Origin of the sequence: Enterobacter cloacae complex sp. P15RS (assembly GCF_014895905.1) — a bacterium.
GTDB lineage: Bacteria > Pseudomonadota > Gammaproteobacteria > Enterobacterales > Enterobacteriaceae > Enterobacter > Enterobacter quasihormaechei.
In genome coordinates this window covers 256,163-268,172 of the sequence record NZ_JADBQL010000004.1, presented here as the reverse complement: position 1 = coordinate 268,172, position 12,010 = coordinate 256,163, and the positions used below count along the sequence as shown (strand labels likewise).

Genomic DNA, 12,010 nt, shown 5'->3' with positions numbered 1-12,010 from the left:
ATTCTATATGGATATAATATTTTTCAAAATCTGGAGTACAGGCTTTCTACCAGAACGTTAATCAACATCAAAAATGGGCGTATCAAAAGGTTTGGAGCCACTAAAGCCAGACTTTTCGAATATTTGCTGTCTGAAATGGACACGGGTGTTGTGTATGATGAAGATATTATCATTCATGTATTTTATGATAATGGATTACGCTGTTCAAAATCATATTTACTGTCGATGGTAAAGAAGATTCAGCTTGCATTTAACAGCGTTGGCTTTGAAAGGTATCCATTCTCAAGGCTGGACGGTAAAGCATATAAAATAGAACAGGATGCTCTGGAACGTGTATATGTTGTCAAAAAACAATCATTTATTAAAAATGAGATTAGCTCGAAAGGACAGAAGCAGTGACAGCTGTACTTGTTTTTACCAGAAATTTTGCAATGCGTCAGGCGATCATAACACTATCTCCTGAAAATAGACAGATTTTTTTCTTTGATAATCGTCTGGCATTTTTAGTTTGCGCGACGGTTTTTGACAAACCCTATATTATCATCGATACGGTTCATGAAACGGGAGACAATATTCGCTGGCTCCACTCGCGCCTGGCTGCGAGGGGATTATCCAGGCAGACCCATTTTATTGTACCAGAAAACATTGCCGCAAATAGCTTCCTTAAAGCATTTGGGCTAATAACGACAATCAAAGAACTAAAGAAGATTTGCAGCCGTGCAGCAAAATTCACTCTGGTAGAATCATCCTGTAGTTTAGTTAATGTATTGCATCAAAGATTGAAAGATACTTTATCAGAAGATTATTTTGATTTTCTGGTAAACATTTACGACCCAACAAATAAAATTTATTTGCGTAAAAACAGATCTGATACCAATAGATTACAGTATGTAAAGAGCCGTCTTTTTTTAGGTAGCAGCCTGGAGTTAAAGCAACTCATTTTAATGCTGTCTTCTGAAGGGGTTTCCAGAAGGGCTTTTATGTAAATTATAAGTAGCAACCTTATCTAGTAATGTGTTTTTTGGTCAGAAGTATTCCTTTTGATCTTCTTGAATATTTTTATAAGGCGGTATTAAACCGCCAATCCTGCTATGGATAACGTCCGCAGCAGATATTTGTTCAATCATAAGGATATATAGCTATGCAAAATAAAATGCCCCGTCTTGTTCGTAATGTGCTGGCAGCTGCTGTCGTCACCGGTATTTCCTTTGCGGCTCAAGCTGCCGATGGGAAGATTAATTTTACCGGAACTATTCTGGATTCGGCGTGCACGGTTAACACAGGTACTGCTACCCAGACTGTTGACCTCGGACAAATTCCCAAGAGCTCATTCAGCGCAAAAGGCGATGTAGCGGCAGCAACTCGCTTTACAATAGTGCTTGATAATTGCCCGACGGCGGTTAAAACCGCATCAGTTAAATTTGATGGCACAGCTGATGCTAATGATACCAGCATACTTGCGCTTAGCTCAGGTCAGACGGCCAAAGGAGTAGGCGTCGCGCTGTATGAAAAAGATGGCGTTACGCCCATCCCTCTCGCCACGCTGTCTAAAAGCCTGACGCTTGATACTACGGCTTCAAACAGTAATCAGATGGCATTTGTTGCTAAATACAAGGCAACCGAAGCTACGGTTACAGCCGGTACGGCTAATGCCTCATCAGATTTTACTATCACCTACCAGTAAGACGTTCGGGCGTGCCCGCTGCACGCCCGCCTGTTTCCCGATGGGATCATGGAGTTGTAATATGAGCAGTCTCCTTCACGCTATTCTTTTACTCACTGCTTGCTTATTCACGCTTTCAGTCAATGCTGGCATTACCGTTGGCGGCACACGGCTGATTTACAATGGTGAAGAAAACGAAGCGTCAATATCGGTGATTAATAGTAAGAACTCAATTCCTTATCTCATTCAGTCATGGATTGAACTGGAAGAAAATTCACCTGCTAAAGTACCTTTTATTGTCACACCACCGCTGTTTCGTCTGGACGGAGAGCATGAAAATACCCTTCGTATTATTTACACCGGGGAACAGATGCTGCCGCAAGATCGTGAATCCCTCTTTTGGCTTAACGTAAAGTCGATTCCATCTATGGAAAAATCGGATCACAACCAACTGCTTATTGCCGTTAAGACGCGCATGAAGCTTTTCTATCGGCCGGCAAAATTAGCAACCGACAAGGTAAATGATGCCTGGAAAAACCTGCACTATGAGCGTAGCGGAGATCGGATTGTTATCTCTAATCCAACCCCCTATTACGTGTCGTTGTTTTCTTTAAAAGTGGGCAGTCAGGCTATTGAACACCCGCCGATGGTAGCACCGTTCGGTACGGCACATATCACCGCTGCGGGACGGGATGTTACCTGGAAAGCGATAAATGATTTCGGCGGCGTTACTGAAGAAGCGCGTCAGAGATTGCCGTAATTAAGAAATAGATTCAGCCATGTCATCCCAGCAGGAAAGCAAAGTGAAGACTGACTTTAATTGCCGAAAATTAATTAAACCGGAAATGAAAGCTTTTAAAGTTATCCGGCTGTCTGCTATTGCCCTGTTAATTTCCGGTCTGTTTCCTGCAAAGGCAGGTGAATTATATTTTATGTCTGACGCGCTGGAAAAGACGCACACATCGGCAAAAAGCATTGATCTAAGCCGTTTTGAACATGGAGAGCAGTTGCCCGGTACCTACAGGGTAGAAATCTGGCTTAACAATGAATATGTTCGGACGGAGAATATTTCTTTTGTAGCCCTGAATGGTGTGGGGCTGGCGCCTGAGCTAAACCGCGGCATGCTTGAGATGCTTGGTGTACGGACCCAGCTTTTTCCGAAGCTGGCGGCACTGCCGGAAGGAACGATTATCACCAACCCTGGCGCCTTTATACCTGATGCCAGCGCTCGCCTGAATTTTGATAAGCAAAGGCTAGATATATCCATTCCTCAGTCAGCGCTTAACATTCGTGCACGCGGCACGGTTGACCCTTCCCGTTGGGATCAGGGGATCCCGGCGCTGCTGCTCAACTACAGTGCCAATGGCTCGCGCAATTGGGTAAATCAGGGAAAGACGCAGGATCAGCTTTATCTGAACCTACAGAGCGGTCTGAATCTGGGGCCCTGGCGGCTACGTAATTACAGTACCGCCATTAAAAGTAATAAAGAGCATGATTTTTCGTCCGTCAGTACGACGCTGAGCCGCGATATACAATTTTTGAAAGGACAGCTACAGCTTGGCGAAACAAGCACGCCGGGAGATATTTTCGACAGCATTATGTTTCGGGGCATACAGATTTATTCAGACGACACCATGCTGCCCGAGAGCATGCGCGGTTTTGCGCCAACGATCCGCGGCATTGCCCGCAGCAATGCGATGGTCACCGTTAAGCAAAACGGCTACACGATTTATCAAACCTATGTTGCGCCGGGCAGCTTCGAGATACGCGATCTTTATCCTACTTCCACCAGCGGCGATCTTGAGGTTACGGTTGCCGAAGCCGACGGCAGCGAGCAGCGATTTATCCAGCCTTTTTCAGCAGTACCCATCATGCTGCGTGAGGAGCGGTTAAAATACTCGCTGAGCGGCGGTGAATACCGTACCACCAAAGATAATGCGCAGAAGCCCTCATTTGGTCAGGGTACCCTGGCCTGGGGCGTGTCAAACACGCTTACTCTTTATGGCGGCATGCTGGGCGCAGATAACTATCTTGCCGGCGTACTGGGTGCGGGCTTAAGTTTTGGTGAGATCGGGTCGCTTTCTGCGGATGTTACCCTGGCCGACAGTAAGCTTAAGCAGGACGAAGTCAGGCGAAGCCGTGGACAATCCTATCGGGTGCAGTATTCGAAAACGGTGACGACCACTGATACCACGGTAACGCTGGCCAGCTACCGATATTCCACCGAGGGGTTTTATACTTTTCAGGAGGTAAACGACTACGCCAGCCAGCGCTACAACAAACGAAGCCGACTACAGCTTAATCTTAATCAGTCCTTGATGAGCTGGGGGAGCTTTTATATTAGCGCCTACCAGCAAGACTACTGGCGACGGGAAGGGTATGAACGCAGCATCAGTACGGGCATTAACACCAGCATCAACGAGATCGGCTATTCGCTGAGCTACACCTACAGCGAAACCCCTGGCGTGCCGCAAAAGGATCAGATCCTCGCCTTCAGCTTGCAGGTGCCGCTCAGTAAATGGTTGCCGAAAAGCTGGGCCAGCTACAGCGTGAACGCCCAAAAAAAGGGCGGCGAAACGCATCAGGTGGGGCTGAGCGGTACAGCGCTTGCTGATAACAATTTCAGTTATTCGCTTCAACAGGGGTATACCTCATCGGGGAGCCAGTCCAGAAGTTCGGTCAGCGGCACCTATAAAGGCGGCTACGGCACCGTCAGCGCAGGTTATAACTACAGCCGGGATAACAGCCAGCTTAACGTTGGTGTGCAGGGCGGTATTGTCGCTCATGAAGACGGCGTAACGTTCTCGCAACCGCTCGGCGACACCGTTGCGCTGGTGAAGGCCGAGGGGGCATCAGGCCTGAAGGTGCGCAATAATCCGGGGGTGAAAACCGACTGGCGCGGCTACGCGATTGTTCCTTATACCAGCGCTTATCAGGAGAACCGTATCGCTATTGATACCCGTTCGCTCGGACCTGATACCGATATCGCAGAATCTGTGGTTAACGTGGTACCGACCCGCGGCGCGGTTGTGCGCGCAACGTTCAATGCCAGAACGGGCTACCGCGCGTTAATTAAACTGCGCTACAAAAATGGGCCCGTACCCTTTGGATCAATGGTCAAGCTGGAGGGCCGTGACGTGATGAGCATCGTTGGTAATGATGGTGAGGTTTACCTGAGCGGTCTGAATAACGGCGATCGTATTTCAGCGACCTGGGGTCAGATAAATTGCCAGACAACGATAAAACATGAAAACCGCCCCGGGGCTATTCAACGTATAACCGCGCTATGTCAGTGATAAAAAGTCAGAGAATGAATTATTGCGAGGATAGCTAACAACTTTAATACGCGGTTTTATAGATGAATATCGCTTCAGTGATGTTGTGGAAAAGCATTTTCCGCAACATTGCCAGACATAATTAAGGAATTCGCTGTGCGCACATTTTTTAAAATTATTAGCCTCATTGCAGGCAGTTTTATGTCAGTCAATACTTACGCTTTATGTACAGCATCGGATGTCAACGTTAACTTCGATCAAAATATTCTTATTCAGCGGGATGTACCCGTCGGAAGTGTGCTGGGTTCGGTAACGGTTAACCATCCCATCAACTGCGATGCGAAAGGTCAAACCACAGCGGAAGGGTCCTGGGCAATTCAGCTGGCGCCAACAAATATTGACAATGGTGCTTCGGTGATAGCGGGCGTACGGGCCACAAACGTTGAAGGAATTGGATTACGCTGGAAAAACTATTCCAGTACCACCGGGGCTACGGGCACCGTTACTAACGGTTCGCTGAACCTGAGCACCTGGCAGCGAGGCATATCGCAAAAAGGGGCAACCTTCAATGATACCTTTGAGCTGGTCAAAACGGCGTCAACGCCCAGGACGGGCATAATTTCCCCACTCGTCATTGCGATTCAGTACAGCACGCCAGTAAGTAAAAACGTACAGCGACAGCCTCTGTTTAAATACCTTATATCAGGCGTCAATACCAATACCGTTTCGTGTCTGGTACAGGATAGCAATTTAAATATTGATATGGGATTTGCCGTTGCCTCTAAATTTAATGGCATTGGCAGTACCCAAAACCCAGTAAATTTCAATGTATCGCTTAATTGTGATGCACAAACATCTGTGAACGTAACGCTGGATAATGTCTCGGTACTTGCAGACGCCGCCAACGGAGTATTAGGCCTTAGCAGCGCATCCACTGCCAGCGGGGTTGGCATTCAGATTTTGCATCAAGATTCACCTGTGAAATTTGGCAGCATGATCAATCACGCTATCACGACTTCCAATGGGGAAATCGTGAATATTCCATTTAAGGCTGCCTACTATCAGACGGACAAAAACATTCAACCCGGAACAATAAACGCTACGGCATCCTTCACGATGACCTATCGATGATATTTGAGTCTAAATACGTGGGTAAGACTTTTAATATAATTTAGCGCGCACGCTTATATAAATTATCAATGTCAAAAGTGCGCCTGTATAAGCAAGGGAGTAATTATCAATATGGTGGTCAGCTGCCTATCCCATTTTAAGCGAAAGCACGGGATGTATATTGTGCTTTTCATGCAGCCAGGACTGGCTGCGGGAAGTGAGATGAATACGAACGATCGCGCCATGACGGTCAGGGAGAGTGTCTATCGCGCGCTGCATGAGGAAGAAATCAGCCGTGAAGAAACCCTCTTCCGGGCAAGAGCTGGCGCAGGCGCTAAGCTGGCGCAGGTGCTGGGGCAGGACGCTTCCGCCGATCGCATCAGCGCCGTCGGCGGCAGCATGGCCTCAGGATTATTCAGCTCGGCCGTTCAGCAAAGCCTTTCTTCATTTGGCACGGCAAGAGTGAAGTTGAATTTAAGCAGCGCGCACCTTGACGGCAGTGAATTTGATTTTTTACTGCCCCTTTACGAAAACCGCAGCCATCTGTTTTTTTCCCAGACGGGGATTAGGCGGATCGACGACAGAACCATGGCAAATCTCGGCATGGGGTATCGATTCTGGCCTTCTGACTCCGCCATGTTCGGTGCCAATATGTTTTATGATTACGACGTCAGTCGCCAGCATAAGCGCCTGGGCACAGGTCTTGAGTATGCACGCGATTTCTTTCGCGTTTCTGCCAATGGCTATTACCGGCTCAGCGACTGGAAGCGCTCGCGGGATCTCACAGACTACCACGAACGCGTCGCTAATGGCTTTGATATCCGGACAGAAGCCTGGCTACCGGGTTTGCCTCAGCTTGGCGGAAAAATTACCTGGGCTCGGTATTATGGCGATCAAGTCGGTATTTTTGGCCCGGATGATCTTCAGAAAAATCCTCAGGTACTGACCTTAGGTCTGAATTACACCCCTGTCCCCCTGGCGGGAATTTCACTGCAAAAAACGGTTAACACGCGTGGCGGCGGTGACGAATTTTCCATAGGGTTGAACCTCTCCTGGCAGTTTGGTTTGCCGCTCAAAACGCAGCTTGATCCCGAGCGTGTTCGCTTTAACCGCACGCTGGCGGGCTCTCGCTATGATCTGGTGGACAGAAACAACGTTATTGTTCTGGAATACAAAAAGGATCGCCTGTTTTCCGTGGCTCCGCATCACAAGGTTTCGGGCGTTGAAAGCAGCCAGCTCGCGTTAAACCTGGACATCTCTTCGCGCTATGCCGTGGCCGGAATTGGCTGGCAGGGTCAGGATTTCTTCGCCGCAGGTGGCGATATCACCAATGTAAACGGCGCCTATGTCATCGTTCTGCCCGAATGGCAAACAACCGGCAGTAATCACTATCTGCTGGAGGGGCGTGCCATTGATGAAAAAGGCAACTTATCAGCGCCGTTCCGCGTTGAGGTGGATGTTCTGCCATTGGATGTCAAAATCTCGCTGGCAGGCGACCTCAAGGGTGAAGAGGGACAAACGCTGGCCCTCGGCCTTAATGTTCGCAGTACCGGCACCATCGGTAAAGTTGACTGGAAGGCACCGGAATTTCTTGCCGCCGGAGGCAAGTTTATCCAGACGCGTGCTCCAGAAGCGGACAATCTGAGCCTGAACTATAGCGTCGTTCTGCCTCCCTATAAGGCTGGCGGTGAAAACAGTTATCCCATTGAAGTAACGGTGAGTGACAGCGAGGGGAACGTTTCTAACACCGCTTCAGCCCGGATCGTGGTCGAACCGCGCTCTATTGTGCTCACCGTTCCGCCAGAGGTGGAGGGTAACGAAGGGGAGCGTATTGCGCTGCCGCTGACGATTGATGCCAAAACTGCCGTCACCCGACTCGACTGGGAGGCGCCCGAGTTTGTTGCCCATGGGGGTAAAGTCACCGTCGAAAAAGATAAAGTCTGGCTGGAGCTGCCTGCATGGTCGGACTCGGGCTCCAACCAGTATGCAATTACCCTTACCGCAGGTGACGACCAAAACCACCGTTCCGCGCCGGTTACCGCCACGGTTTCTGTGGCTTCAGCGGCCATTAACCTTGTTCTCGATGAAAATCTGACGGGTAACTCTGGTGAGGAGCTCATCGTTACGCCGCAGGCCAGCGCCCAGTCCAATATTGATCGCATCGAGTGGCAGGGTGAGGCATTTTTCAGCGCCGGCGGAAAAATTACGCAGGACGGCACAAATGCCTGGCGGTTCACCCTGCCCTTATGGAAAAAAGAGGGGGCCAACCGCTATTCCGTGCGCGCTGTCGCGTGGGATAAGTCTGGCCACTCATCGACACCGGTCACCCTGACAATTGTGGTTGAGCCTGGCGCGATTGTGCTCACCGTTCCGCCAGAGGTGAAGGGTAATGAGGGAGAGCGTATTGCGCTGCCGCTGACGATTGATGCAAAAACCGCCGTCACCCGGCTCGACTGGGAGGCGCCCGAGTTTGTTGCCCATGGGGGTAAAGTCACCGTCGAAAAAGATAAAGTCTGGCTGGAGCTGCCTGCATGGTCGGACTCGGGCTCCAACCAGTATGCAATTACCCTTACCGCAGGTGACGACCAAAACCACCGTTCCGCGCCGGTAACCGCCACGGTTTCAGTACTTTCAGCGGCCATTAACCTTGTTCTTGATGAAAATCTGACGGGCAAGTCAGGTGAGGAGCTTGTCGTTACGCCGCAGGCCAGCGCCCAGTCCGGCATCGATCGCATCGAGTGGCAGGGTGAAGCATTTTTCAGCGCTGGTGGAAAAATTACGCAGGACGGCACAAATGCCTGGCGGTTCACGCTGCCTTTATGGAAAAAAGAGGGAACCAACCGCTATTCCGTGCGCGCTGTCGCGTGGGATAAGTCTGGCCGCTCGTCGACACCGGTCACCCTGACGTTAGAGGTGCAGCCTGTCAGCATTGCCGTTTCGGCGCCCGACACGCTGACCGGAACTGAGCAGGAAACGGTGGATACCACCATAAACGTGGTGTCAGAGGGAACCACCGTAAGTGATGTCCAGTTCAGCGCGGAGGATTTCCTTGCCGCAGGCGGTAAGATTACCGGCACACTGCCTGACTATCATTTTGTCATGCCCGCATGGCAGGCAACGGGAAGCAACCACTACAGCATCACGGTTACCGGAAAGGATCCGCACGGCAATATCAGCGAGCCGACGAAAATAGAGGTTGTCGTCAGCCAGGCGCCCTTCACCATCACCGCGGAGACGGCTGTCACGGGCTTTGAGGGCAGCACAACCGAGGTGACGCCCGAGGTTCAGAGCCTGTACGGCGTCGCAAATTACCAGATTGAGGCTTCCGCCTTCAAATCCGCCGGCGGCACCATTACGGAGAAAGAAGGGACCTTCATGCTGACCTTGCCGGGCTTTATCGTGGGCGGCGAAAACCGTTATCCCGTTACGATCCGCGCCGTTGACAGAAAAGGCACGGTATCCTCGCCGCTGGAGCTGAACGTCGTCGTCACCACCCAGCTACTTGATGCAAACGGTCAGTGCTCTGTCGTCGGTGGCGGAGAAGGCTATGCGAGCCGGATAGATAAAGACAGCGTGAATTATCAGGAGGCTACTGACTATGCCACACTAAAGGCGCTGGTCGATGCCGGCACCCCCTATATCTATATTCCCGGCGATGTTGAAATTGAATTACCGGTCCGGCAAAACGCGCTCTTCATCAAAAGCGGAACCACTATTTTTAGCGATCGTGGGGCAAACGGCAGCGAAGGAGCGCGCCTGAGTATTCCTTACATGAGCGAAGAAGAAAATAAATTCCCGATTATCATGATGGACAGCAATACGCGTATTTCGGGTATCCGATATGAAGGCCCCTATAAAGGAACCCTGACGAAAAATACCACTATTGGTATCCAGACCGTTGAAGGCAGCCATAATGTTGAGGTCGACAATATGGAGCTCTGGGGATGGCCCTGGGCTGCGGTGAGCGTAAAAAAATCAACGAATGTGCGGGTTCATCACAGCTATATTCATCAGAATATTAAAAAAGAGCTCGGGTATGGCGTGGTTGTGCAAAACGGTAATGCCACGGCAGAGGTTGCCTGTAACCTGTTCAACAGTAACCGGCATTCAATTGCCGGAAGCGGTATGGCTGGAGAAGGCTACGCGGCGCACCATAACCTGGTACTTAACGGCGGCGGAACCGGAGCTTATCATCAGTTTGATATGCACAGATATCAGTCAGCAGGCGCCGGTGCGTTTATGGAAGTAACGCAAAACTGGTTTGATTATGGGCGCTACGGTACCAGCAATCGCTCCTCAATTGGCGTGCGTGGTCAGCCTTCAAGAGGGCCTATTACCGTGACCGATAACTGGTTCAGTCAGCCCTGGAAGAATGGAACCCAGTATGCCGTCGCGGGAGAATATGGCACCTGGGTCCCTACCGTTGAATCAATACTGGCAACCAATAAATTCAGTGTTAAGTTCAACTATCTAAATAAAGGGAGCAACCAGTGCGTTATTGACTGGTTAAGTTACAGCCAGAGCATTAACTGTGCAGCGGTAAATTAACCGTGAACACGTGACATACCCATCCACACAGATGCAGATTCGTAGTGAGTATGGGTAATGCCGATAACGCGCTGAGTAAAATAATAATACAGGGAGATTCCCTGTATTATTATTGCGGCGGCTCATCACTGTCCGGTCGTAGAAATTCCCGCCCTAAAGAGCGGAGAGATTGTCAAAGGATTTTCAATGATCAAACACGTCAAAATATTTGTATTAACTTTTTTTTATTCAGTTTCGTCGTATGCTTTATCCCTCGAAAATTCAGCTATCAGGTTGTTTTGCCCAATGCGCGGTCAGATCGAGGTCATCCTTCACCGCTACGAACACTCACAGGAATCATGGGGGGGAAATCAGTTTGAAACAGGAGCGGGACACTTTCGCAAGGGATCACTTCTTATCTTCCCCTTTGCTAATCTTGACCAGATGATTTTTAACCAGACCACCGGGCAATTTTCTTTCTGGTATGCAGACAGTGAAAAACTGGTACGCTGCCGCCTGATAACGCTCACAAATACTTACCCTGTCGATATACCGTATTTCCGCAATTGATGCCCCCTGTCCTAAAAAATGCCAGTCAAATTTCGCGGAGCCCAACCTAAGCTGCGTAAGTTTGAGATCATATTTTCACTCTACGGTTTACATGCTCTTACATACCTAAACGCTGTGTCCAATGAAAGCATCTATACTTTTATTTCACGTTGCGGGGCAATATCTAAGTACTCAGGAGATGGGACATGACAGACTTTAATAAAGATGATCTCTCAGGTTTCACTGGTAAACACCTTGTCTATACTTATGACAACGGCTGGAACTACGAGCTTTACATTAAAAATGAAAACACGATCGATTACCGAATTCACAGCGGTATGGTCGGTGGTCGCTGGGTCAAAGACCAGCATGTCTACATCGTTCGTGTCGGTAATGAGATCTATAAGGTATCCTGGACCGAGCCAACGGGTACTGATGTCAGTCTGATTGCCAATCTCGGAGACAAGCTTTTCCATGGAACCATATTCTTCCCTCGCTGGGTTATGAACAATCCAGAGAAAACGGTTTGTTTCCAGAACGATCATCTCGACAAAATGGAAGAGTATCGCAGCGCGGGTCCTGCCTATCCGACTGAAGTCATTGACGAGTTTGCAACCATTACATACGTCAACGACAGCGGTGTAAATAATGAATCTGTTATTAATTGCCCGCCTGACCAGTTGCCCGATAATTTTCCAGAGAATCTAAAAAAATAACTCTCGCGTATTGTTAATCTGATTTATTAAAAAGGCTGCTTCATTGCAGCCTCCATCACACTGTTTTTTTTGTGCATTAAATCAGTCTTCCAACAACCCTCCCGCAATTCGGTACGCCGAAATAACTTACCTGGTCATTCAGGAAATCCTTCTGTAATCGATGGATAGTC

General features: G+C 49.2%; 9 protein-coding genes. All 9 read left to right on the top strand.

Features of this window, described 5'->3' with window-relative positions; genetic code table 11:
- Positions 1–399: hypothetical protein (locus tag IM267_RS03325; protein WP_226847848.1), on the top strand; the 399-nt coding region annotated here is incomplete at its 5' end.
- Positions 396–986, top strand: coding sequence for a hypothetical protein (locus tag IM267_RS03320; protein WP_370551719.1), 591 nt, complete (start codon positions 396–398; stop codon positions 984–986). The genes IM267_RS03325 and IM267_RS03320, both read left to right, overlap by 4 nt.
- Before the next feature lie 155 nt (positions 987–1,141).
- Positions 1,142–1,684, top strand: a complete 543-nt coding sequence (locus IM267_RS03315; RefSeq protein ID WP_112791941.1) for a fimbrial protein — start codon at positions 1,142–1,144, stop codon at positions 1,682–1,684.
- Positions 1,685–1,745: 61 nt separating this feature from the next.
- Entirely contained in the window at positions 1,746–2,423 is a 678-nt protein-coding gene (locus tag IM267_RS03310; protein ID WP_193032736.1) for a molecular chaperone, read from the top strand.
- 172 nt (positions 2,424–2,595) lie between these two features.
- Positions 2,596–4,959, top strand: coding sequence for a fimbria/pilus outer membrane usher protein (locus tag IM267_RS03305; protein WP_193032734.1), 2,364 nt, complete (start codon positions 2,596–2,598; stop codon positions 4,957–4,959).
- A 135-nt stretch (positions 4,960–5,094) separates the two neighbouring features.
- On the top strand, positions 5,095–6,069 hold the full coding sequence (locus IM267_RS03300) for a fimbrial protein (RefSeq protein WP_288789574.1): 975 nt from the start codon (positions 5,095–5,097) through the stop codon (positions 6,067–6,069).
- Between the two features lie 201 nt (positions 6,070–6,270).
- Complete coding sequence (locus IM267_RS03295) at positions 6,271–10,596, top strand: inverse autotransporter beta domain-containing protein (RefSeq protein ID WP_193032732.1); 4,326 nt, start codon at positions 6,271–6,273, stop codon at positions 10,594–10,596.
- A 186-nt stretch (positions 10,597–10,782) separates the two neighbouring features.
- Positions 10,783–11,145, top strand: a complete 363-nt coding sequence (locus IM267_RS03290; protein ID WP_193032730.1) for a hypothetical protein — start codon at positions 10,783–10,785, stop codon at positions 11,143–11,145.
- Between the two features lie 185 nt (positions 11,146–11,330).
- Entirely contained in the window at positions 11,331–11,840 is a 510-nt protein-coding gene (locus IM267_RS03285; protein WP_193032728.1) for a phenolic acid decarboxylase, read from the top strand.
- Positions 11,841–12,010: the final 170 nt, after the last annotated feature.

Coding starts and splice junctions, on each gene's coding strand:
- IM267_RS03285 (WP_193032728.1), top strand. CDS start 11,331: ATGACAGACTTTAATAAAGATGATCTCTCAGGTTTCACTGGTAAACAC.
- IM267_RS03310 (WP_193032736.1), top strand. CDS start 1,746: ATGAGCAGTCTCCTTCACGCTATTCTTTTACTCACTGCTTGCTTATTC.
- IM267_RS03295 (WP_193032732.1), top strand. CDS start 6,271: ATGAATACGAACGATCGCGCCATGACGGTCAGGGAGAGTGTCTATCGC.
- IM267_RS03305 (WP_193032734.1), top strand. CDS start 2,596: ATGTCTGACGCGCTGGAAAAGACGCACACATCGGCAAAAAGCATTGAT.
- IM267_RS03290 (WP_193032730.1), top strand. CDS start 10,783: ATGATCAAACACGTCAAAATATTTGTATTAACTTTTTTTTATTCAGTT.
- IM267_RS03315 (WP_112791941.1), top strand. CDS start 1,142: ATGCAAAATAAAATGCCCCGTCTTGTTCGTAATGTGCTGGCAGCTGCT.